At 65.8% G+C, this 23217-nt stretch carries 19 protein-coding genes; 15 read left to right on the top strand and 4 right to left on the bottom strand.

Annotation, left to right across the window (positions count from 1 at the left end):
• Window positions 1-375: 375 nt before the first annotated feature.
• The gene (locus B9Y97_RS03570) at window positions 376-3630 is read left to right on the top strand and encodes a glycosyltransferase (RefSeq protein ID WP_176224284.1); all 3255 of its coding nucleotides are present in this window, start codon (window positions 376-378) and stop codon (window positions 3628-3630) included.
• Window positions 3631-3712: 82 nt separating this feature from the next.
• Window positions 3713-6244 carry a DUF3131 domain-containing protein gene (locus tag B9Y97_RS03565; protein WP_139828217.1) on the top strand — a complete coding sequence of 844 codons (2532 nt, stop codon included), beginning with the start codon at window positions 3713-3715 and terminating at the stop codon, window positions 6242-6244.
• 10 nt (window positions 6245-6254) lie between these two features.
• Here B9Y97_RS03565 and B9Y97_RS03560 read toward each other — a convergent pair whose 3' ends face one another.
• On the bottom strand, window positions 6255-7028 hold the full coding sequence (locus B9Y97_RS03560) for a polysaccharide deacetylase family protein (protein WP_085525465.1): 774 nt from the start codon (window positions 7026-7028) through the stop codon (window positions 6255-6257).
• A gap of 364 nt (window positions 7029-7392) precedes the next feature.
• Between B9Y97_RS03560 and B9Y97_RS03555 the strand changes: the two genes are divergently transcribed.
• From B9Y97_RS03555 to B9Y97_RS03510, 10 genes are all read left to right on the top strand, one after another.
• Window positions 7393-7773 carry a PI-PLC domain-containing protein gene (locus B9Y97_RS03555; RefSeq protein ID WP_085525464.1) on the top strand — a complete coding sequence of 127 codons (381 nt, stop codon included), beginning with the start codon at window positions 7393-7395 and terminating at the stop codon, window positions 7771-7773.
• A gap of 304 nt (window positions 7774-8077) precedes the next feature.
• On the top strand, window positions 8078-9145 hold the full coding sequence (locus B9Y97_RS03550) for a TRAP transporter substrate-binding protein (RefSeq protein WP_085525463.1): 1068 nt from the start codon (window positions 8078-8080) through the stop codon (window positions 9143-9145).
• A 115-nt stretch (window positions 9146-9260) separates the two neighbouring features.
• The gene (locus B9Y97_RS03545; RefSeq protein ID WP_254900839.1) at window positions 9261-9839 is read left to right on the top strand and encodes a TRAP transporter small permease; all 579 of its coding nucleotides are present in this window, start codon (window positions 9261-9263) and stop codon (window positions 9837-9839) included.
• Window positions 9836-11332: a TRAP transporter large permease gene (locus B9Y97_RS03540; protein ID WP_085525462.1), complete on the top strand. Its 1497-nt coding sequence runs from the start codon at window positions 9836-9838 to the stop codon at window positions 11330-11332. The genes B9Y97_RS03545 and B9Y97_RS03540 overlap by 4 nt, the downstream gene beginning before the upstream one ends.
• Before the next feature lie 98 nt (window positions 11333-11430).
• Window positions 11431-12201 carry a crotonase/enoyl-CoA hydratase family protein gene (locus B9Y97_RS03535; RefSeq protein WP_085525461.1) on the top strand — a complete coding sequence of 257 codons (771 nt, stop codon included), beginning with the start codon at window positions 11431-11433 and terminating at the stop codon, window positions 12199-12201.
• Between the two features lie 11 nt (window positions 12202-12212).
• Window positions 12213-12695: a MarR family winged helix-turn-helix transcriptional regulator gene (locus tag B9Y97_RS03530; protein WP_085525460.1), complete on the top strand. Its 483-nt coding sequence runs from the start codon at window positions 12213-12215 to the stop codon at window positions 12693-12695.
• Window positions 12695-14512, top strand: a complete 1818-nt coding sequence (locus B9Y97_RS03525; RefSeq protein ID WP_085525459.1) for a feruloyl-CoA synthase — start codon at window positions 12695-12697, stop codon at window positions 14510-14512. The genes B9Y97_RS03530 and B9Y97_RS03525 overlap by 1 nt, the downstream gene beginning before the upstream one ends.
• 9 nt (window positions 14513-14521) lie before the next feature.
• On the top strand, window positions 14522-15715 hold the full coding sequence (locus B9Y97_RS03520) for a thiolase family protein (RefSeq protein WP_085525458.1): 1194 nt from the start codon (window positions 14522-14524) through the stop codon (window positions 15713-15715).
• Complete coding sequence (locus B9Y97_RS03515; RefSeq protein ID WP_085525457.1) at window positions 15712-16587, top strand: amidohydrolase family protein; 876 nt, start codon at window positions 15712-15714, stop codon at window positions 16585-16587. Before B9Y97_RS03520 ends, B9Y97_RS03515 begins: the two co-directional genes overlap by 4 nt.
• A 1-nt stretch (window position 16588) precedes the next feature.
• Window positions 16589-18181, top strand: a complete 1593-nt coding sequence (locus B9Y97_RS03510) for an acyl-CoA dehydrogenase family protein (protein WP_085525456.1) — start codon at window positions 16589-16591, stop codon at window positions 18179-18181.
• A 72-nt stretch (window positions 18182-18253) separates the two neighbouring features.
• Here the strand turns inward: B9Y97_RS03510 and B9Y97_RS03505 are convergent, their stop codons facing one another.
• The 3 genes from B9Y97_RS03505 to B9Y97_RS03495 form a co-directional block, all read right to left on the bottom strand.
• Window positions 18254-19159, bottom strand: coding sequence for a cation diffusion facilitator family transporter (locus B9Y97_RS03505; protein ID WP_085525455.1), 906 nt, complete (start codon window positions 19157-19159; stop codon window positions 18254-18256).
• A gap of 67 nt (window positions 19160-19226) precedes the next feature.
• Window positions 19227-20279: a capsular polysaccharide export protein, LipB/KpsS family gene (locus tag B9Y97_RS03500; protein WP_139828216.1), complete on the bottom strand. Its 1053-nt coding sequence runs from the start codon at window positions 20277-20279 to the stop codon at window positions 19227-19229.
• The gene (locus B9Y97_RS03495) at window positions 20225-20734 is read right to left on the bottom strand and encodes an SH3 domain-containing protein (protein WP_085528078.1); all 510 of its coding nucleotides are present in this window, start codon (window positions 20732-20734) and stop codon (window positions 20225-20227) included. Before B9Y97_RS03495 ends, B9Y97_RS03500 begins: the two co-directional genes overlap by 55 nt.
• Before the next feature lie 119 nt (window positions 20735-20853).
• Between B9Y97_RS03495 and B9Y97_RS03490 the strand changes: the two genes are divergently transcribed.
• The 3 genes from B9Y97_RS03490 to B9Y97_RS03480 all read left to right on the top strand — a co-directional run bounded on the left by B9Y97_RS03490 (window position 20854) and on the right by B9Y97_RS03480 (window position 23212).
• Window positions 20854-21840, top strand: a complete 987-nt coding sequence (locus B9Y97_RS03490) for a 2-hydroxyacid dehydrogenase (RefSeq protein WP_085525453.1) — start codon at window positions 20854-20856, stop codon at window positions 21838-21840.
• A gap of 136 nt (window positions 21841-21976) precedes the next feature.
• Window positions 21977-22444: a DsrE family protein gene (locus tag B9Y97_RS03485; RefSeq protein WP_085525452.1), complete on the top strand. Its 468-nt coding sequence runs from the start codon at window positions 21977-21979 to the stop codon at window positions 22442-22444.
• 102 nt (window positions 22445-22546) lie between these two features.
• Window positions 22547-23212 (top strand): hypothetical protein, encoded by a 666-nt coding sequence (locus B9Y97_RS03480; protein ID WP_085525451.1) that lies wholly within the window; start codon window positions 22547-22549, stop codon window positions 23210-23212.
• Window positions 23213-23217: the final 5 nt, after the last annotated feature.

Here is a 23217-nt window from a genome sequence, read left to right as displayed (position 1 = left end):
GATATCCGACCCGTCGAAGAGGAAAGCCGCGCGCCCGCATCGAACCGACAGGCTTGATCGCGTTCGTTTCGTCACCATTTCATAGGTGGTTCGAGTTCCGGAATTGAAAATCGCCTGTGATGAAACTGGCTGGTCAGCGCCCTGAAAGAGCGTTTAGCATGATCCACGAGAATCCCTGTTCTTGGCGCGCCGCCCGTCCATGGCCGTGCGCGTCCAGACTGGCCCCGCGGTGACGAGCGGGTATTGGCCATGACGCAGCCGGAGCAGGAAGGACCGCCGATACAGCGGGTGTTGCCTGATCGACAGGACAGGGTATTCGAAGATTCTTCCGGGCATCGGCGGTTGTTCGTCGTTCTGGTTTCCACTCTCCTTTCGTTGGTTCTCACGTTCCTGGCGCTGGATTACCTGTGGCGCGTGGTGACTCTCGAACCCGTGGCAGGCCTTGTCGGGGAACCTGCCCCGCAAGCGGCGGAAGACACTGCAACGCGACCAGATGACCTGCGCCGCGTTGCGCCTAGCCTGCACCTGGCCGAGGACCGCTGCGGCAAGCCGCGCGGTGAAAGCACGGGAGCGGAGGTATTCGCGTTTCTGAAGGCGGACGATCGCAAGGGCCAAGCCGCGTTTCGGGTGCGCTGCGACGCGATCGACGCGCTCTTGTTCGAGGCGATGACCTTGCGCGAAGACGGCTCGATCGACCTTTTGCCCGACCTGCGATCCGCCGGGACGCTGAAAAACCTGCTTGACGTGGACCACCTTCCACCGAGCTTCGCGGTTGTTACCCCGGAACCCGCGAACACGGCATCCGGCCTGTCCGATCGCCTCTTGGTTGCGGACGGGGCGGATACGCTGGCCTCGCGGCTCATCGAAGCCGCCGAAGGGATCGGCGCCGATGGCGCCTGTCTCGATCTGTCCGCTCACGCGGACCTGACCGATCAGGCCGCACGGCGGTTGGTGGCGGCCTGGTCTGCGCGCGCCGCCGTGCCGGGGCACGAGATCTGCCTGATTGCCGGACCGGAGGCGGATTTCTGGCGCGACAGGGAGGTGGTCGCGGGCCTCGATCACGCGGTCGTGCAAACCTTCGAGATCGCCAGCCAGCCCGCGGCGCCCGCTCCGCTCGCCCGCCTCGACACCGGTCCGGGGTCCGCGCTGGCGGCAATCCCCCGGGAGAAGCTGGTTCTGGCCCCGGGGTCGTTCGGCTTGCTGTGGCGCAGCGGGGTGCGCGCGTCCTCGATGGTGTCTTACGCCGACACCATGTTGCTTGCCGATCAACATGGCGCTCAGGTTCTGTTTTCCGAGACGGCGGGCAATTCGCAGGCGAGTTTTATCGATGCCGACCGGCGCCATAACCAGATCTGGCTGGCCGATGGGGTCGCCACCTATCACGCGATGCGGGCCTTGCCCGGGCAGAACCGGTTCGCAATCTGGCCGCTGGGCTATGAGGACCCGGCGGTCTGGGCGCTGCTCGATCAGGGCCGGGGCGCGCCCGCGGGGCCTGCACCGCTCGATGGTCCTGTCAGCCTCGCCGATCAGGTCGCAGCGTTGGGCAACGGTGCTTTCGTCACCGAGGCCACGCCGTCGCGGGCGGGGCGCCGCGCGCTGGTCCTGAGCGAAAACCGCGACCGGATCACGCAAGTCACCTATAGCCGGCTGCCGGTGCCAACGCGGCTCGACCGTCACTGCGCCGGCCAGCTCGGGGATCTCTCGATCACGTTCAACGGCTTCCCTTCGGAAGATGATCTGCCCGGGTTGCTGGACGCACTGAAGGCGCGCAACGTCACGGCGACATTCTTCGTGTCGACCGGCCAGTTGCTCGATCGGCCCGACGCTGCACGCCGGGTTTTCGAGCAAGGGCATGGCTTCGGCACGACGGTCGTGCGGCTTTTCGACTACGATCTGTTCGTCGATGGCCTGCGGCGCTTCGGGCTCAACCAGATGCAGATGCAACTCGCCCATGAAACCGGTCAGCGCAGCGCCTTCATCCGCGAACGCTCGGGCCGCCTTGCCGCGCCGGAGACGGTGCACGATCTCGCCTTGCTCCGGGAGGCGCTCGCGGATGGCTACGTTGCGGTGGATGTCGGGCTCGATGTCGTGCGCGCGGACGATCCGGGCGAGTTGGCCGACACGGTACGCCGGGCCACCATTGAAACCGGGATGAGTCTTCTCAGCATCAACCTCGACAGCCACCAAAACGTTGGCGCCGGGCGCTGGGTGCCGGCCCTGCTCGACGCCCTTCAGGACGACGGGTTTCGCTTCGTCGGCCTGTCGGAGCTTGCGGGCGGCGATAACCGCCTCGACTCCCTTCCGGCAGAGCGTGCCGAAGCCCTGCGCGATACCTTCGCCTTCGCGGTGATCGGATCGCTGCAGGGCAAGGTGGCGCTGCTGCTGGTTCTCCTGCTCGCCTTCAACCTGATCCGGTCGGCGTTCTATATCTCGCTGGCCTTCCTGCGCCGCCGAAAGGTGACCTTCGATCCCGGTTTCACACCGCTCGTCAGCATTCTGGTTCCGGCTTTCAACGAGGAAAGCGTGATCGTGCGCTGCGTGGACTCCCTGCTCGCTTCCGATTATCCGGATCTGCGCATCGTGGTCATCGACGACGGTTCCACCGATCACACCGTCGAGATGGTTCAGAGGAACTGGGCCGGTGATCCGCGCGTAACGCTGCTGACGGAAGAAAACCAGGGCAAGTGGCACGCCGAGAACTACGCGATCGCCACGATCGAGACGCCGATCTTCATTGGCGTCGATGCCGATACGGTGATTGCGCCGGATGCGATCTCGTGGCTCGTGCAGCAGTTCAAGGATCCGCGGGTCGGCGCGGTGGCGGGATACGTCGAGGTTGGCAATCCCTCAAACCTGCTGACCCGGTTCCAGGCACTCGAGTACATCGTCGGCCAGGGTCTCGCGCGTCGCGCCTTCGAGGTTTTCAACGGCATCCTCGTTGTTCCCGGCGCGATCGGGGCCTGGCGGACCGAGGCGGTGCGCCAGGCCGGCCTCTACTCGCCGAGCACGATCACGGAAGACGCCGATCTGACCGTCGCCGTGCACCGGGCGGGCTATCTCGTGCGGTTCGAGGAAAAGGCACTCGCCTACACCGAAGCGCCCGAACGGGTGGGCGCGCTGATGCGGCAGAGAATCCGCTGGTCGCTCGGCATGCTGCAAACCTCCTGGAAGCACCGCGGTGCGCTTGCCGAGGGGCGCAGCGTCGGCCTGATCTCGATCGTTGACGCGATCTGGGTGGGGTTCATCACCTTCCTGCTGTCGCCGCTGGTCTACGTGCTCGGTGCCCTGTATCTGGTGCGCGCGGGCTTTTTTCTCGCCACCAACGGCTTTTCCGGCATCGACATCATGCAGCTCGTCCTGATCGGGAGCATCCTTGGTCTCGTGCTGGTCGACGTGGTCACGGCCCTCGCCGCGTTCCTGCTCGACCGTCGCCGCGATCTTCGCCTCGTGGCTCTCGTGCCGCTTACCCGCCTCGGCTATCGCCAGCTCTTGATGGTTGCCGCGCTGCGGGCGCTGGCGCGCGCTGTGACCGGAAGACTCTATGGCTGGAACAAGCTCAGGCGGACGGGTGCGGTCCACGTGCATCAAGAGCGCGTGAAGGTTGCCATCAAGGAAGTTCCGGCGGCGTAGGGCCGCTTGGTTGGCTGGTTCCGGGTTGCTAGGTATTGAAACAGGGGCGGGCTTCTCCCGCACTGCAAGGACGTGCCGCATCATGCCTACACGCCGAAACCTTCTGCGAGCCGGTCTGGCTGCCGTGCCGCTGGGGGCCGCGACTCTCCGCTTCGCCTTCGCTCAGGGGGCGCCCGATAATCTCGTGCTCTGCCTGACCGGCATCGGGCCGAAGACCGCGCCGGAGAGCCTCGCGGCGGTGGCCGAGGTCTTCATTTCAAACGCGATCCCGTTGTGCCTCGTGCTGGAGGGTGACGCCCCGCTGTCGCCCGCGATGGAGACCGCCGCCGATCTGGCGCGGCGAGAGCCGGGCCTTGTCGAACTGGTGGCGGGATACGCGCCCGGGGCGGCGAGCGCGCGCTATTTCCAGATGCTGGCGGCGGGCACCTTGCGCCGGCGTCTGAGCGACCTGGCCGAGGTCGGCGCACCGGAGGGGGACCCCTTGGTGGTGCCCTCGGTCTTTGTCCGTGGCACCGGCGACGGGGTGGATTTCCCGGCTTTCCGCTCGGCCGGCTTCCATGCGCTGCTGGCGCTCGGGGGCGATGGCGAGGGCGAGGCCGCCCGGCTGTCGAGCATCGGGCGGCAGCAGATCGTCTATTCCGGCGGGATCGAGTTGGACCTGCAATCCGGTGTCGCGACGGCGATCACCCGTGTCGAGACCCTGCTGCAGGCCGCCGGGGGCGGACTTCTCGCCTTGCGCGTGCCGATCGGGGCAGGGCCGGATGCCGAACTGCTGGCAGGATTTGAAGGCGTCGCCTCGCGGCTGCGGGTCGCGATGGATCGCGGGGTCCGGCGCTGCACGCGGCCGATCGATCTGGTGCTGAGACTCAGTGCGCAGCCCCCGGCCGGCCTCGCGATCGTGCTCAAGCCCGAGAGCGAGAGCGATCTGCAAACCGGCGGGGTGATCGCCGGCCTGATCGGCGAGCTGGATCGCAACGGGTTGCCCTATACGCTCCTGCGCGACGATACGCAGGGTGCAGGCGCGTCGGCATCGGCCCATTGCGTTGCCGACGGAACGGCGCTCGCGGCGGACGCGGTCATCCCTCCCTGCGTCGTGGAGATGAACGGGGCCGGCGTCTCCGAGGCGGACCCGGCGCGTATCGTTCTCTTCGAGGAGGGCGCTGCGACGGGCCCCTATCTCGGGTCAGACGCCCGGCTCTGGATCCCGCTCCTGCGCGGAAGCGACCTTGCGCGCCTCGGCCCCGATGCGCCTGTTGCGTCGTCCGATCACGCGCTTCTGGTGACCGCCGGGGACGTCCCCACCGAACTTGATCGCGCTGCTTTGGCGCTTGCTCTTGCCCGCCTGCGCGACGGGGGGACGGTGCGGTTCTTCCCGGTCGTCGACCTTGCCGAACACCTCGTGGCACCAACCCCAATCCTCGCGCGTTTCCAGTCCGCGCGCCTGCGCCGGCACAGCGATCCGCCGCAAACCGGACGGCTGGCGGCGGTGGAGCGCGAAAAGCTGCAAGATGATGCCGCGCTGGCCTGGCGCTATTTCGCGCGGCATTCCAACGAAAAGACCGGCATGGGCGCGGGCACCGTCCAGAAATCCGATTCCGGCCTGATCGCCTTTCAACAGGCAACGCTCTGGGATCTGGGCAGCCAGGTGCAGGGCATCATCGCGGCCCGCGAGATCGGGCTGGTCGATACCGTTGAGGCCGGCGCGCAGATCGAAGCGATCTTCGACCATGTCCCGGTGCAGACAATCGACGGGCTGCGGCTGCCGCCATTGTTCCTTTCGACCGACAGCGGCGAGGCATTGCGCCGGGGCTTCGATCTCTGCGACACGGCGCGGATGCTCATCGCGCTGGCCTCGGCCCGTGACGCCGGGCTTGTTTCGGAGGCCTATGCCAGCAAGCTCTTCGAAAGCTGGGACATCGCCGCGACGCTCCGCGACGACCGCCCTTTCGATCACAAGGGCGGCGGTTGGGTCGAAGCCTTCCAGAGCCATTGCACGCCCTATGTGCGCCGGGGCCTTGCCGGTTGGGGGATCGAGGTTGCCTCGCCCTATCCGGAACCCGACAGCGGTGACGGCCCCGATTTTTGCATGAGCCTTCTGCACAGCGTGGCGTTCATCGGCCATTACACGACCGAACCGCTGCTGCTCGAAGCGACCGAGTTGGGCCATTCCGAAGCCTCGCATTGCCTGAGCGAGTTGCTGTTCGACGCCCAGCTTACCTCGTTCGAGACGACCGGCCGGCTCAAGTGCGTTTCCGAGATTTCGCTGCACGAGGCACCTTGGTTCACCTACCAGGGGCTGCGCATCGATTTGCCGGGAGAACAGGGCTGGGTGATCATGGCGGCCAACCCCGACCCGGCCTATGACACCGATGGCTTCCGCGCGAAGGTCGAGGTGATCAGCGCCAAGGCGGCCTATCTCTGGGCCGCGCATTACCCGCATCCCTACACCCGGCGGCTGGTGGATCTCATCCGCGAGAAGGCCCGTATCGAGGGATTGGGGTTCTCGATCGGCGTTTTCACCGGCAGCGGCGAGGCCATGCCGGGCTATACCGACATCAACACCAACGGGGTGATCCTGAGCGCCATCGCGCACCAGCTGCGCAACCGTGGATGACCGCGCCCGCTCAGCGCCGGGAGATCAGCGCCATGGCGTCGCGCACCGTTTCGATCCTGATCGCGCCTGCATCGCGCGCCTCGGCGGCGCAGCTCATGATTTCCTCGAAATCGTTGAGGGCCAGCGTGTAGGGCTCGGGATCAGATTCAACGATCTGATGGAACATCAGCACCAGCCAGATACCGTTCGCGGCGGCGGCGCGGATCTCGGCGCAGTAGTGTTCCGGTGGCGTGTTCCAATTCACGTTCATGCGCGAGATCATCGCCCGATCGGTGGTTGCCGGGTGGTTGCGGCCTTCCGTGCCGCCCCAGGCAAGCAGGTGATTGCTGAAACGCTCGGTGACAAGGCCGACCGTTCTGGCGTCGTGGTCGCCATAGGGCGAGGCGAAGGAGACGGGCCGAACGCCAACATAAGCCTCGATGGCTTCGCGGGAAACGTCCAGTTCGCGAATGATATCGGCGGTCGGCAATTGCGTGAGGTGGGGGTGGGTATCGCTGTGCGAGCCGATTTCCCAGCCGGCAGCGCGAAAGGCGCGAACCTCGCGCCAGTTCATGAACCAGGAATTCGGATCGCGCTGGCTTCCGTCGGCCTCGCTGGTGATCACGAAGAGCGTGCCGACGATGTCGTAATCCTTGGCGATCCGCAGCCCGTGCTTGTATTGCGAGCGGCTGGCGTCGTCGAAGGTGATCGACAGGAGCCCGCGCGGGGCTTCCTGAGCCGACGCCGCCAAGGGCAGGCTGACGGCGAGCAGGAGACAAGCGAAAAATCTTTCAAGGCCATTCATCCGCAGACGTTCCTTCGGTGGCTGAACCTTGGAACGAGTCTTACGCCTGTCAAGGCGCGAGGCAATCGAAAAAGCCGGTGCTGCGACGATCGGGCAGTGCGCGCGCCCCTGTCCATTCGCATCTTTGGTGGGGGGAGGGGAAAGGTCATGAGGGGTCCACGGGCAGGCGGGCGGATCAATGCACGCGCGGTGCAGACGGGGAGGGCGCGGCGGTCTCCCGGGACGAAACTGGCATGATCGCCAGCGCGATGAGCCTTGAGGCCCTCGAGGCCCATGTCGCGAGACCGCGCGTTTTCGCAACTGCACGCTCGAAAGCCTCGCCGACTGGCCCAGGCAGACACCGGGCAAACGGGTCGTTCCCGATGTGAAGGGAGATACGCCGACGGCCCTGAAGGTGATCGCTGCCCGTTATCCCGACCTTGTCGACCGCTTTGTGGTTCAGATTTACCAGCCGGAGGATTATCCTCTGGCCCGCGCGCTCGGTTTCGACGAGGTGATCTGGGCGCTGTACCGCTACGCTGGCGATGACGACGATGTTCTGTTGTGGCTGCGTCACATGGACCTCAACGGTCTTTCCCCGCCCGAGCCGGACGCGCGCGGTGGGCTCGCGCTCCGGGCCTTGGAAGAGACCGGCGTTTTGAGCTGGCCGCATACGAACAACGATCCGCAGGTTGTTCGTGGCCTCAAGGCACGTGGTATCGGCGAGGTCATGACCGACGGATTGGCTCCGAACGATCCGGGCTGACCCGGCGGGGCCGGGCGTGAATCTACAAAACCGACCGCAGAGTCGAGAAAAGTCTTGATCCGAGCGGCATTCCGTGGCGGAGTAAGGATGCGCTGAACGCCAACGCGCCTGTGAAAGCCGATCCCCCCGCACCATTAGGTATTGCAAAGAACTGTTATGCGGAATAACAATACCATCCAGATAGTTGCGTCGTTGCGCCGCAGATTTTTGCTGGAATGGGGAGATTCCGGTGGAAGAAAGCGGCAATATATGGCAAATAGCGCACTATAATGCCAATAAGCTTGGTTACCAGGGAGGAAAACCAATGACCAAACGCAAAACGATTCTCGGACTCGCCGCTGGTGTGGCGCTGTCGGCGCTGACCGCCGGTTCGGCCATGGCGCAGGAGGTGACACTCAAGCTGCACCAGTTCCTGCCCGCGCAGGCCAATGTGCCGAAGCTGGTGCTCGATGTCTGGGCCGACAACGTCGAGAAAGACTCCGAAGGCCGCATCAAGGTCGAGCGTTACGCCGCGATGGCGCTGGGCGGCACGCCGCCCGAGCTGATGGACCAGGCGATCGACGGGATCGCCGACGTGGTCTGGACCGTGAACGGCTACACCCCGGGCCGCTTCCGCACCACCGAGGTGTTCGAACTGCCCTTCATGGTGGAAGATGCCCGCGCGGCGTCCTGCGCCTACAACAAGATGTTCGACGAGCACATGAAGGACGGCGAATTCTCCGATCTGAAAATCGTCGGCACCTGGGTGCACGGCCCTGGCCTGTTCCATACCAACGAGCCGGTGACCAAACCCGAAGACCTCCAGGGCATGAAGATCCGCGGCGGCTCGACCTCGGTGAACAAGCTGCTCGAGCGCGTCGGTGCCACCCCGGTGGGGATGCCGGTTCCGGCGGTGTCCGAGGGCCTGTCGAAGGGCGTGATCGACGGCACCACCATTCCGTGGGAAGTCACCTACTCGCTGAAGGTTCCGGAGCTGGTGACCAACCACACCGAGTTCGAGGGCCCCGCGCTCTACAACCTCACCTTCGTTCTGGCGATGAACAAGGACGTGTACGAGAACCTCTCGGATGAGAACAAGGCTGTGATCGACGCCAACTCCGGCCTCGAGTTCTCGGTTTTTGCCGGTGGCACGCAGGCCGATGCGGATGGCCCGGCGCGCCAGGTTGCCGTTGATCTTGGCAACAACATCATCACCGTCTCGGAGGAAGAAGCCAAGGTGTGGGATGCGATCGTCAACCCGATCTACGCCGAGTGGGTCGAGGAGATGGACGCGCTTGGCAAGGACGGCCAGGCCCTGATTGACCAGGCCCGGTCGCTGATGGCCGAATGTGCTGCCGACATGGCCAGCATCGACACCTACGGCGCAAAATAAGCGTCGGGCGCGCGGCGGGCAGAAGCTCCGCCGCGCGCACTCCAATGTCAAGGATGGCGGGGTGACCGCCGGGGGGCAGATCATGCATCGCTTCTTTCTCGGAGTGTCGAGATACATGGCCATCGCCGGGGGTTTCGTGCTGAGCGCCCTCGTGGGGATCGTTGTGATTTCGATCCTCGGGCGTGAACTCAACGCCCTGCTGCACAATGACTTCTTTCAAGGCTTCGCCAAAGGCTTCGCCGATTGGATGCTGGGCGTTCAGGTGCCGGGCCTCTGGGGTCCGATCAAGCTCGGCCCGGTCAACGGCGATTACGAGCTTGTCGAGGCTGGCATCGCCTTCGCGATCTTCTCCTTCCTGCCCCTCGCCCAGATCACCGGGGCGCATGCCACCGTCGATATTTTCACCTCCTGGCTGCCCGAGCGCGGTGACCGTGTGCTCACGGCCGTGATCGACACCGTCTTTGCCATCGTGTTGATCTTCATCGCGATGCAGCTTTGGGAGGGCACGCAGGACAAGTTCAACCGTGGCCAGACCACCTTCCTTCTGCAAGTGCCGATCTGGTGGGGCTATGCCGCCAGCCTTGTCGGCGCCGCACTTGCGGCGGTGGTATCCATTTATCTCGCGCTCGCGCGCATTGCCGAACTGGCGACCGGCCGCAAGATCGCGCCTGTCGGTGAGGGAGCGGAACATTGAGTAATATCGAAATCGGACTGTGGTCTTTCCCGCTCCTGATGCTGGCGATCTTCCTGCGGGTGCCGATCGGGCTGGCCATGTTCCTCGCGGGCTTTCTCGGCCTTGGCGTTGTCAACGATGGCTTCTCCACCGCCCTCGCCAAACTGAAAACCGAACCCTACACCACCTTCGCGTCCTATTCGCTCTCGATCGTGCCGCTGTTCCTGCTGATGGGCCATTTCGCCACCATCGGCGGCATGAGCCAGGCGCTGTTCCGGGCGGCCGAGGGCTGGCTCGGGCACCGCAAGGGCGGTGTGGCCATGGCCGCGATCGGTGCCTGCGCGGGCTTCGGGGCGATCTGCGGCTCCTCGCTGGCGACGGCGGCCACCATGGGCCGCACCGCGCTGCCCGAACTGCGCAAATACGGCTACTCGGGCGGGTTCTCCACCGCCACGCTCGCCGCCGGCGGCACGCTGGGCATCCTCATCCCGCCCTCGGTGGTGCTGGTGATCTATGCCATCCTCGCCGAGCAGAACATCGCCAAGCTCTTCCTCGTGGCGATCATCCCCGGCCTGCTGGCGGCGCTGGGCTACATCCTCACCATCTCGATCTATGTCCGTCTCAATCCCGATAGCGCGGGCGTCCGCCCGCCGGTGCCCTACAGCGAGCGTTTCGTCGCCCTGCTGAACGTCTGGCCGGTTCTGCTGGTCTTCGCTCTCGTGGTGGGCGGCATCTACGGCGGGCTGTTCACGCCCACCGAGGGCGCCGCCGTGGGGGCGCTCGGCACCGGGCTGATCGCCTTCGCCAACAAGGGGCTCAACTTCAAGGAATTGCTCGGCTCCTTCACCGCCACCGCGCGCTCGACGGCGATGATCTTCTTCATCGTGCTCGGCGCGGCCTTCTACAACGGCTTTCTCGCGGTCACGCAAGTGCCGCAAACGGCGGCGGGATGGGTGGTGGAGCAGGGCTTCAGCCCCTGGACCGTGCTCATCATCATCCTCGTGTTCTATCTCCTGCTCGGCTGCTTGATGGACAGCCTGTCAATGATCCTTCTGACCATCCCGATCTTCTACCCGATCATTTCGGTGCTCGATTTCGGGCTGGTGGATTTCGTGTCGATGCAGCACGACATGATCCGTGAGGCGATCAAGGCTGGCGCGGGCGAGGGCGTCGCGCCGGAGGTCCTGGACGAGATCAAGGCATTGCTTGCCCAAGGGGTTGAGGTGCCGCGTCAACTTGCGGCCGAAATTGGGGTGCGGTTCACCGAGGCGCGGGCCAACGCGATCGGCGTGGAATACACCGCGCTGTGGTTTGGCATAATCGTGCTGATTGTCGTCGAGGTTGGCCTGATCACCCCGCCGGTGGGGATGATCCTGTTCATTATCAACGCGATGGACCGGTCGACGCCGATCATCGAAACCTACAAGGGGGTGCTCTATTTCATCACCTCCGACATCATCCGCGTCGCCATTCTGATCCTGTTCCCCGCGATCACCCTGTTCCTCCTGTACTGACCGTGCAGGAGGGGCCGGGTAGCGTTGGCACGCCAAATAGATATGAGTTATAATTATAGTTACTTAAAATGATCTCGGAAAGCGGAGCGACACCACAGATGGCAGACGGAATCCTCAAGATTGCGCTTTCCGATGACGGCATCGCGACGCTGACGATGAACCGGCCCGACAAGCGCAACGCCATGTCCGACGACTTGCTGGCGGCGCTCGACGGGTTCTTCTCCGCGCCGCCTGCGGGCGTGAAGGCGGTGGTGCTTACCGGCACGGCGGGGCACTTTTGCTCCGGTCTCGATCTTTCCGAGCACGTCGCGCGTGATGCCGAAGGCACGATGCGCCATTCGCGCGGCTGGCACGCCAGCATGGACCGGATCCAGTTCGGCGGGCTGCCGGTGGTGTCGGCGATGTTTGGCGCGGTGATCGGCGGCGGGCTGGAACTGGCCACCGCCACCCATGTGCGCATTGCCGAACCCTCGACGATCTTCCAGCTTCCCGAGGGACGGCGGGGGATCTTCGTCGGCGGCGGCGCGAGCGTGCGGGTCGGGCGCATCCTCGGGGCCGACCGGATGATCGAGATGATGCTCACGGGCCGGAAATACGACGCCGCCGAAGGCCTCGCGCTGGGCCTTGCGCATTACAGCGTGGGCGAGGGCGAGGCGCTGGCGATGGCCGAGGACATCGCCCGCCGGATCGCTTCCAACGCGCCGCTGTCGAACTACATCATGATCCAGGCCATCGCCCGGGTTGAAGACATGTCGAAGGCCGACGGGCTGTTTACCGAAAGCCTCTGTGCGGCGCTGACGCAAACCAGCCCCGACGCGCTCGAAGGGTTGCAAGCCTTCCTTCAGAAGCGTGATCCAAGTTTTCGATGAGAGGAGTAGCCATGGCCCGTGACGCAGCCCTGAAACCGGCCCCGCCCGCGCCCACGATCTCCGACGCGACCTTGCGCGAATTCACCGGCTACAACATGAAGCGCGCCTTCATGGTGATCCAGGCCGATGTGACCCGAACACTGGAACCGTTCGGACTGCGCATGGTCACCTATTCCGCGCTTGCCATCGTCGGCGACAATCCGGGCCTGAGCCAGACCCAACTTGCCGCCGCGCTGGCGATCGAGCGCCCCAACCTCGTGGTGATCGTCGATGAGCTGGAGGGGCGCGATCTGGTGAGCCGCGACCGCGTGCCGACCGACAGGCGCACCTATGCGCTGCGCCTTACCGCCGAGGGGGCACGGCTTCTCGCCCGCGCGACGGAAGCGGTGCGCGGCCACGAGGCGCGGATGATGAAAGGGATCGGCGCAAGCGAGGAGACCACGCTGATCGCCTGTCTGAACAGGATCGAAGCATCCGAGACCGGGAGGAACTGATGAACGCGAAGTATCGCCCTCACGCAACGCGGCTGGAAGAACGCCGCGATGGCAGCCTGATATACACGTCGGGTTACGAGATGAGCCCGGTTGCCAACACCACCGGCGACTGGCTTCACAAGTGGGCTGCCGAAACGCCGCTGCGCACTTTTCTCGCCGAGCGCTACGGGGCCGGCTGGCACGAAGTGAGCTATGGTCAGGCGCTGGAGCAGGTGCGGGCAATCGGCGAGACGCTGGTCGCCCGCGGGCTGAACGAACACACGCCGATCCTGGTGATGTCGGGCAACGGCGTCGATCACGGGCTGCTGGCGCTTGCCGGGCAATACGTCGGCGTGCCGGTGGTGCCGGTGGCCGAACAATACGCGCTGATCCACGGGGCCCACGGCCGGTTGCGCCACGCCATCGAGTTGGTGAAGCCGAAAATGGCCTACGTGGTCGATGCCGATCACTACGCTGAGGCGCTGGCACTCGATGCGCTCGACGGGGTCGAGATCATCGCCTCGCGACCCGGTTCTCACGCCGGTGTCACCCCGTTCTCGGCACTCCTGAAGGGCGATGTCACGGTGGATGTCGATGCCGCGCACGCCTCGATCGGACCTGACAGCGTGGTGAAGATCCTGCTCACCTCCGGCTCGACCTCCGCGCCCAAGGGCGTGCCGACGACGCACCGGATGATGTGCGCCAACCAGACCCAGCTGCGCGACGCGCTGCCCTTCATCGGGGCCTGCCCGCCGGTGATTGTCGACTGGCTGCCGTGGAACCACGTTTTTGGCGGCTCGCACAACTTCAACATGATCCTCGCCAACGGCGGCACGCTCTACATCGACGATGGCAAGCCGGTGCCCGCACTGATCGGGCGCACGATCGAGAACCTCTCGATGGTGGCCCCGACCGTGAGCTTCAACGTGCCGGTGGGCTTCGCGGGGGTGCTGAAGGCGCTCGAAGCCGACGCCGAGCTGCGCCGCCGCTACTTCTCGGAACTCGACATGATCTTCTACGCCGGGGCTTCGCTGCCGCAGGAGGTCTGGGCCGGATACGAAAGGCTCGCCCGCGCCGAGCGCGGCGAGATCCCGCTGATCACCTCGTCCTGGGGCCTGACCGAAACCGCGCCGGCGGCGATCATCCAGCACCAGCCACCCGATCGGTCCGGCATCGTCGGCGTGCCAATGACCGGGGTCGAGGTCAAGCTCATCCCGGATGCGACCGAGCCCGACCGCTTCGAGGTGCGGGTGAAGGGGCCGAACATCTTCACCGGCTATCTCGACAACCCGGAGAAAACCGCCGAGGCCTTCGACGAGGAGGGCTTCTTCCTCACCGGCGACGCGATGCGCTTCGTGGAGCCGGGCGTGCCCGACATGGGGCTGAGGTTCGATGGGCGGATCTCGGAAGACTTCAAGCTGCTCACCGGCACATGGGTGCGCGCCGCCCAGCTTCGACTCGACATGCTCGCCTGCATCGGGCCGCTGGCGCAGGATATCGTGGTGACGGGCGCTGACCGGGGCGAAATCGGAATCTTGATATTCCCCAACGTTGCCGAGATGAAAAATGAGGGGTTCAAGTTCGAATCCGACAAGGGAGCGCTCACCGACAAGATGCTCAAGAGCGAGATTCGCCGCCGCCTCGCGGAACGTGCGCAGGAGGTGCGGGGCTCATCCACCCATGTTGCCCGTGCCCTCGTGCTGGCCGATCCGCCCGACATGGGCGCGGGCGAGATGACCGCCAAGGGCAATCTCAACTATCGCCGCGTGCTCGATCACCGCAAGAACCTGCTCGACCGGCTCTACGACGATGCCGACCCGGCCACGATCACGATCTGAGGACGCGCCATGCCCGGTTTCATTCCCTACGGGGCCTATTGGTCCACGCCCTTCGTGCGCTGGCAGAGCGCCTTCGCGCATCTCAACTCGATCGAGTTCGCAGCCCACGTGACCAAGAAGGCGATGGCCGAACGCGGGATCGCGCCCGACCAGATCGACCATTGCGCCTATGGTCTCACCGTGATCCAGCCCGGTGCCTTCTACGCCACGCCCTGGTTCACCGCGATGATCGGGGCCGAAGGCCTGCCGGGCCCCACCATGAACCAGGCCTGCGCCACCGGCCCGCGCCTGCTGTCCGCGGTGCTGGGCGAGATCGCGCTGGGCAACGCCGGAACCGCGCTGATCGCCTCGGGCGACCGCACCTCGAACGGCGCGCATGTCTATTATCCCGCACCTTCCGGACCGGGCGGCACCGGGCAGTCGGAAGACTGGGTGCTGGGCAGTTTCAACCACGACCCCTGGGCCAAGGGCGCGATGGTCGACACCGCCGAGAACGTGGCGCGGCGCGAGGGGATCACCACCGCCGAGCAGCACGAGGTGGTGCTGCACCGCCACGCGCAATACCACGACGCGCTGGCCGATGGCCGCGCCTTCCAGCGCCGCTATATGCAAGCCAGCTTCGACGTGCCGGATGCGCGCTTTCGCAAGACCGTGGCCAGCATCGAGGGCGACCAGGGCGTGCACCCGGTCGACCCGGAAAAGATGGCGGCCCTCGCCCCGGTTCGCGAGGGCGGCAGCGTCACCTTCGCCGGCCAGACCCACCCCGCCGACGGCAATGCCGGGATGATCGTCACCGACAGCGCGGGCCGCGCCGCCGAGATCGCGGGCAGCGGCCCCTCCATCGAGGTGCTCGCGGTGGCACAGGCGCGCGAAGACAAGGGCTTCATGCCCGCGGCACCGATCCTCGCCACGCGCCGCGTTCTGGAGCGCGCCGGGCTTTCGATGTCCGATGTCACCACGATCAAGTCGCACAACCCCTTCGCGGTGAACGATATCGCCTTCGCCCGCGCCTTCGGCCTCGACTGGCGCACAATGAACAACTACGGCTCCTCCCTCGTTTGGGGTCACCCGCAAGGCCCCACCGGGTTGCGCGGCATGATCGAGATGATCGAGGAGCTGGAAATCCGCGGCGGCGGCATCGGGTTGTTCCAGGGCTGCGCCGCCGGCGATTCCGCCATGGCCGTATTGATGAGGGTATCATGATCGACCTCGACAAGATCCGCGCGATCGACATTCACACCCACGCCGAGGAGCCCTGCGGTTGCCACACCGACGATGGCTATGACGAGCTGCAAAGCACCATGGCGACGTATTTCGGCGCGCCTTGGGAGCATCCGCCCACGGTGCAGGAAACCGCCGCGCATTACCGCGCGCAGAACATCGCCGCGGTGATCTTCCCGGTCGATGCCGAGCGCGAAACCGGCTACCGGCGTTACCGCAACGAGGAGGTGGCCGAGCTGGCGGCGCAGAACGATGACGTGCTCATCCCCTTCGCCTCGATCGACCCGTGGAAGGGCAAGATCGGGGTGCGCGAGGCGCGGCGGCTGGTGCGGGATTTCGGCATCAAGGGCTTCAAGTTTCACCCCACGATGCAGGGCTTTTACCCCAATGATCGCATGGCCTATGCGCTCTACGAAGCGATCGAGGACGAGGGTGCCATCGCGCTGTTCCACACCGGGCAAACCGGCGTTGGGTCGGGCATGCCCGGCGGCAACGGAATGCGGCTGAAATACTCCAACCCGATGCATCTCGATGACGTGGCGGTGGACTTCCCCGACCTCAAGATCATCGCCGCGCACCCGAGCTTTCCCTGGCAGGAGGAGGCGCTGAGCGTGGCCCAGCACAAGCCCAACGTCTATATCGACCTTTCGGGCTGGAGCCCGAAGTATTTCCCGCCGATCCTTGTCAAATACGCCAACTCGATCCTGAAGAAGAAGGTGCTGTTCGGCTCCGACTGGCCGATGATCTCACCCGAGAAATGGCTCGCCGCCTTCGAGACCATCGACATCAAGGACGAGTTGCGCCCCGACATCCTCAAGAACAACGCCGCCCGCCTGCTCGGGCTGATGGACTGACATGAAACCGTTTTCCGCCCCCGTCGACGATATCCTCTTCACCCTCAACCACGTGGTCGGCGCACCGCGGCTCGCCGACTACGACGCCGAACTCGCGGGCGAGATCGCCGCGCATTTCGCCGCCTTTGCCGAAGGGGTGATCGCCCCGATCGACGAGCCGGGCGACCGCGAGGGTGCGCGGCTGGAGGGCGGGCGGGTGCGTCTGCCCGAGGGCTACAAGACCGCCTACGACGCCTTCGTGGAGCAGGGCTGGACGAGCCTGACCGCGCCGGAAGCCTACGGCGGGCAGGGGCTTGGCGGGGTGATCGGCGCGATCGTCTCCGAGATTGAAACCGGCGCCTCACAGGCCTTCAACATGCTGGTCAACCTCGTGCCCGGCTCGATCCGCACGATCATGGCCTTCGGCAGCGACGACCAAAAGGCCCGCTTCATCCCGCCGATGGCCGGGGGGCGCTGGCTTGGCACGATGTGCCTGACCGAGCCGGGTGCCGGGTCCGATCTTGGCCGCGTGCGCACAAGGGCCGAGCATGATGGCGCGGGTTGGCGGATCACCGGCGAGAAGATCTTCATCTCCGGCGGCGATCAGGACATATCGGAAGGCATCTTCCACCTCGTGCTCGCCCGCACGGGGGCCGCGGAGGAGGGGGTCAAGGGGCTTTCGCTCTTCGCCTGCCTCTCGGAGCACGCCGATGGCAGCCGCAACGCGGTGCGCGTCACCCGGATCGAGGAGAAAATGGGCCTGCACGCCCAGCCCACATGCCAGCTTGCCTTCGACGGGGCCGAGGCCGAGCTTGTGGGCCGCGAGGGCGAGGGGCTGAAGGCGATGTTCACCCTGATGAACCACGCCCGGATCGACGTAGGCCTTCAGGGCATCGCCCATGCCGCCCGCGCCTACGATATCGCCGCCGCTTACGCCGCCGAACGGGTGCAGGGCCGCGATGATTCCGGCCCCGTCAGCATCGACCGGCACGGCGACGTCGCCCGCATGCTCGCCGAGATCGACGCCGCCGCGCTGGGCGGGCGGGCGATGGCGCATCTCGCGCTGGTGACCATGGAGGCGGGCGACGATCCCTGGCTCGTCGAGTTCCTCACCCCGGTGGTCAAGGCGCATTGCTCCGAAGCGGGCATGCGCGCGGCGGAAACCGCGATGCAGGTGCTCGGCGGCTATGGCTACCTCGAAGAATACCGCCTGAGCCAGATCTACCGCGATGTGCGCATCGCCGCGATCTACGAGGGTGCGAACGGCATCCACGCGATGGCGCTTGCCGGGCGGTTGCTCCGGCTCGAAAACGGCGCCGCATTCGACGCCTTTGCCCGGCTGATCGAGGCGACCGAGCCAACCGCGGGACTCACGCGCGCTTACGCGGCGTGGCAGGCTGCCCGCGCCCGGCTCGAAACCATGCCCGATCCGGGGCCGGTGGCCACGCCCTTTTTGCGGCTCACCGCGCGGGTGCTCGAACAGGCGGTCTGGGCGCGCATCGCCGCCGCGGCGGAGCACCACCCCGACCCGGCGCGCCTTACCCGTGCCGCCGCCGTCGTCGCCCGGCAGGCCGCCCGCGCCGAAGCCGATCTCGCCGAGATCACCGCGGCCTGATCCTTCCCGGGTCGGGAAAGGCCTCGGGGGAGCGTCACGCCGGAGGCGTGTCTTCGGCAAGTCGGGGCAGCATCAGCTTCGCGACGGATCGTCGGGGTGGGGGGGCACGCCGACCGGATCCTGGTGGATCATCACGTCGCTGTCGGGATAGGCAAACAGGATCGCGCGGCGCAACGCGGCGGCGGTGGCGTGGGTTTCGTTCAACGATTTCTCGCCATCAAGCTCGATGTGAACGGTGACGAAAAGCTTCGAGCCGGCGGTGCGCGTCTTGAGGTCGTGAAACCCTTCCACACCGGGAAAACCGCCGATCACCGCCTTGATCCCCGCCACCACCTCTTCGGGGGCGGCACGATCCATCAGCGCATCCCATGCCCCCCGGAATATCCGCAGCGCGCCGACCGCGAGCATCGCCCCGGCACCCAGGGCGACCACGCTGTCGATCTGGTTCAGCCCGAGGGCTGCGGAGGCCCAGAGCGACAGGATTGCGCCGATATTGGGCAGCAGGTCGCCAAGATAATGCAGGCTGTCGGCCTTCACCACGCGCGAGCCGGTGCGCCGGGCGACATGGCGTTGCCAGAACACGAGGCCGAGGGTCAGGCCGATGGAGATTGCCATCACCACCATGCCCCGGCCCTGCTGCATCAGCGGTTCGGGCGCGTCGGCCAGCAACCGTTCCACCGCCGCCCAGCCGATCACCCCCGCGGAGACGAGGATGAAGACCGACTGGGCGAGGGCCGCGAGGTCTTCGGCGGAGGTGTGGCCATAAGTGTGGTCGGCATCGGCCGGACGGGCGGCATAGGCAATCGCGGCCAGACCGCCGAGCGACACCATCAGGTCCATCGCGCTGTCGGCGAGCGAGGCGGCGATCGAGAGCGCATGGGTTTCGCCGAGTGCCCAGAGCTTCAGGGCCACGAGCAAGGTGGCCACGGTGACCGAGGCGAGCCCGGCCGAGAGATTCATCGTGGTCTTCTCGCGCATCTGCCTCGCCCCCAGGTTCGGGGCTGCTGATAGCGCCGGGGAGGGTGCGAGGGCAAGCGTGTCGGGATCAGAGGTAGGCTTTTTCCCGAATCCGCGCCACGGCCCGCTCGGCAAAATTGTCTTTCGCTTCTTCCAGAAGGTTGCGATGGAGGAACCAGTAGAAGAACTTTTCGTATGGAAAGCCCTCCATCGCGTCTGGCCCGTAATCGAGCGCGTCGCGCAGGTCGCCCGCGGATTTGGCGGTGAGCGTGGCGTGGCGGTAATCGGACTTGGCGCAGGTCACCACCGTCTTCTTCTGCATCAACGCCTCGAAACCGGCGCTGGAGTTCTGCGTGACCACAACCTGCGCGGCCGCGATCAGATCGTGCAACGAGGCCTCCGATACCCGCACGTTCTGGTAATCCTGCGCCACCGCCATCAGGTCGCGTCGGGCCGCTTTCGATTGCCTCGGGTGCAGTTTGACGTAGACCAGCCTGCGCCGGTCGAATTCCGCGGTGGTGCGGATCATCTGCTCGTTGCTGAGGTGATGCGCGCGGTTGCGCAAGCCCTCGATCTCTTGCGTGAACACCACCGCGTGTGCGGGTTCGAGCATGTCGGGCATGCGCTCGGGCTGCGGTGCCTTGGAGACATTCTCGCGCAGCATCCAGCCGGTTACGCCGTTGAAGAAATACTCCGCGTGCCCGCGATGCACCCGCTCGGGGCAGAACTGGGTGAGACGCAGCGACGAGTTCCAGAACACCCCGATTTCATCGAGATACCAGAAGCCGGTGATGTAGCCCTGATCGACGTGCAAGGTATCGGGGCCGTAGCCGGGCATGTCGCCCATCATCACGTGCACATGTTCCGCGCCGGGTTCGCGCAGGATTTCGGCTGGTTTCGAGCGGGCTTTCACCAGGCGGGTTTCGACACCCTGATGGGCGAGTTCTCCGACCAGCTTGGGCCAGAACCCGTCGGACCCGGCGCGAACCGCCCCGCTCCACCCAGCGTCGGCGTGAATGACCACCGTGCGCCGCCCCGAGCGGTTCAGGCTTTTTGCCGCTGCCGGGGAGGAGACCTCGTCGACGCCTAGTCGAAAACCTCTTGCGCCCGCACGCCCCACAAACCCTGCTTCACCATCCATCCTTTGACCCCTTCCACACGAACCCTGCACCAGTCGAGCGTGCACCTGTCGATCGCGACGATAACTCCTGCTTCGAGCCGGGCATTGACCGGCGCACCGGCGTCGGCGCGGGCATGGAGCGGCACGAGATCGGCTTCGACCAACCCGCTCCGGCTGCCGGACAAGAGCGAGTAATGCACCCAACCGCCCATCCCGTCGCGATCGCGCACCCGCCGCCAGTGGCCATATTCGCCGATGACTTCGAGAGGCATGCCCCGACGGGTGAATATCCAGTCGACCCGGTGGGTGAGCGAGGGACCGCGCCGGACGTTGCCTTCGCCGGTCTTGAGCGAGACGAAGCGGGGCAGGGGGAGGTTGGTCACCGGGCCACGGTCGAGCGCAAGGGCCGATCCTGCAAGCGCAAGCGCCACGCCCAAGACGATCGACGCCAGCCGCACCTGTCCCGTGCTGTTCATGTCCTGCCCACCTGACGCGTTGTTTTCGTTGTCTTTCGCCTTGCGGCGCTTGTGCCTCATCGCGTTCGCTGCCACCATGCCACCGGGAGACCCCTGAGGCAAGATTTGGGAGGCGGTGAATGGCCACAGAACGGCTGAGTGTTGTCGTGACGCGACGGTTGCCCGAGCCGGTCGAGTCGCGGCTTTGCGAGTTGTTCGACGTGACGCTCAACGAAAGCGATGCGCCGATGAGCCGCGAGGCGCTGGCCGCGGCGATGCGCGCCGCCGACGTTCTGGTGCCGACGCTGACCGACCGGATCGACCAGGGATTGATCGCGCAGGCCGGCGACAAACTCAAACTGATCGCCAATTACGGTGCCGGGGTCGATCACATCGACGTCGCCACCGCGCGCCAGCGCGGCGTTCTGGTGAGCAATACGCCCGGCGTGGTGTCGGAGGATACCGCCGACATGACGATGGCGCTGATCCTCGCGATCACCCGCCGCATTCCCGAGGGGATGGCGGTGATGCAGGCCGGCTCGTGGGAAGGCTGGTCGCCGATGGCGATGCTCGGCGGGCGTATCGCCGGGCGGCGCCTGGGCATTCTCGGCATGGGCCGGGTGGGGCAGGCGGTGGCGCGGCGGGCGCGCTGCTTCGGGATGGAGGTGCATTATCACAACCGCCGCCGGTTGCACCCCGATATCGAGGCCGAGCACGATGCGACCTACTGGGACAGTCTCGACCAGATGGTGAGCCGGGTCGATATCCTCTCGATCAACTGCCCGCACACCCCCTCGACCTTCCACTTGATGAACGCGCGCCGCCTCAAGCTGATGAAGCCCGACGCGGTGATCGTGAACACGTCGCGCGGCGAGGTGATCGACGAGAATGCCTTGACGCGGATGCTGCGCGCCGGCGAGATCGCCGGGGCCGGGCTTGACGTGTTCGAGCATGGGGCCGAGGTCAACCCGCGCCTGCGGGCGCTGCCCAACGTGGTGCTGCTGCCGCACATGGGCTCGGCAACCCGCGAGGGCAGGGTCGAGATGGGCGAGAAGGTTCTGGTCAATATCAAGACCTTCGCCGACGGCCACCGCCCGCCCGACCTGGTTGTTCCGGCGATGCTCTGACCTCACAGAAGGTTTGCCTTGATCCCGGTCTTGGGTCAAAGTGTCGCAGGTGTGGAGGGGGTTCGACCTGCCCCGCCGCGCTTCCTGGTGCCTGTCGCCGGGCCACCAAAAAACAAGATAACGACCGGGAGGAACCATGAATTACCTGAACAGAGTATTCGCTGCCCTTGCGCTTGCCGTCGTCGCGCTGACCGCAGGCTGCGGCGTTGCCGAAGCGGCTTCGGATCGCTACGGCACCCAGAAGGCCGTCTATCATATCAACGTCAACGGCGGCGAGGGCGATGCCTATTACATCGGTGCATTGCGCAATATCCAGAACCACCTCAACGCGGTGGGGGCGGAGAACATCGAGATGCGCGTCGTGCTGCACGGCAACGGGCTGAACCTGCTCGCAAACGCGCTTACCAACGAAACGCTTCAGGCGCGGGTGGTGGAACTCAAGGGGCAGAACGTCGCCTTCGCGGTCTGCAACAACACCATCGTCGGCTGGGACATTGATCCCGACGAGGACCTTTTCGACGTCTGGGAAGAAGATATCGTGCCCTCCGGCGTGGCCGAGCTTTCCTATCTCCAGCAACAAGGCTTCACTTACGTCAAACCTTGACGCGACCGGATTGTGCCGCGCACCATCGCGGCTGAAACCGGCAAGTGACGGGCGGCCTTGCGGTCGCCCGTTTGCGCGCCAACGCGCCTTGAGGACTGCACAATGCCGCTCGCCCGCCACGCTGCCCTTGCCATGCTGGCCCTGCTTGCAGCCTGTGCCCGACCGCTGACGCCGAACGAAACCCGGGCGGCAGAGGCGCTGTTCGGCGACACGCTCGATGCCGAGACGGTCACCGTGCGGGCAGGGGTGGGCCTGCTGCCGCTGCCGCGCGAACCGAAACCGGACCCCGACGCCGAGGCACCCGCCGCGATCAAGCCGCCGCCGGGCCTGTGCGACCGCAAACAGGGCACCCGCCGGGTCTGGCGCTGGCCTGCCGCCTTCGTGTTGCAGAACGAGGTTTTCTTTTCTTACGATTTCTACCCGCACGATGCCTTCCGGGGGTTCCCCCGAAGCGCGCCCTATCCGGCCTCGGTGATCATGGCGCACGAGCTGGTGCATGTCTGGCAATGGCAAAACCGCGCCCACACCGGCTACACCCCGACCCGCGCCGCGGGCGAAACCGTGGCGAATATCGACCCCTACTGGTTCAACGTGGATCGCACCGCGGAGTTCTTCAGCCTCGGCTACGAGCAGCAGGGCGCCATGGTGCAGGATTTCGTCTGCTACGCGATGTTCGACAGTAACAACCCCAAGGTCGAGGAACTGGCGTCGATCCTGCGTCCGGTGCTCCCGGTGGACGATTTCCTGACCCTTCTGCCCGGCCGCTGAGTCGG

The organism is Maritimibacter sp. HL-12, from assembly GCF_900177545.1.
GTDB lineage: Bacteria > Pseudomonadota > Alphaproteobacteria > Rhodobacterales > Rhodobacteraceae > Sinisalibacter.
The sequence above is the reverse complement of the archived record's forward strand: the minus strand, read 5'-3'. Positions and strand labels throughout refer to the sequence as shown.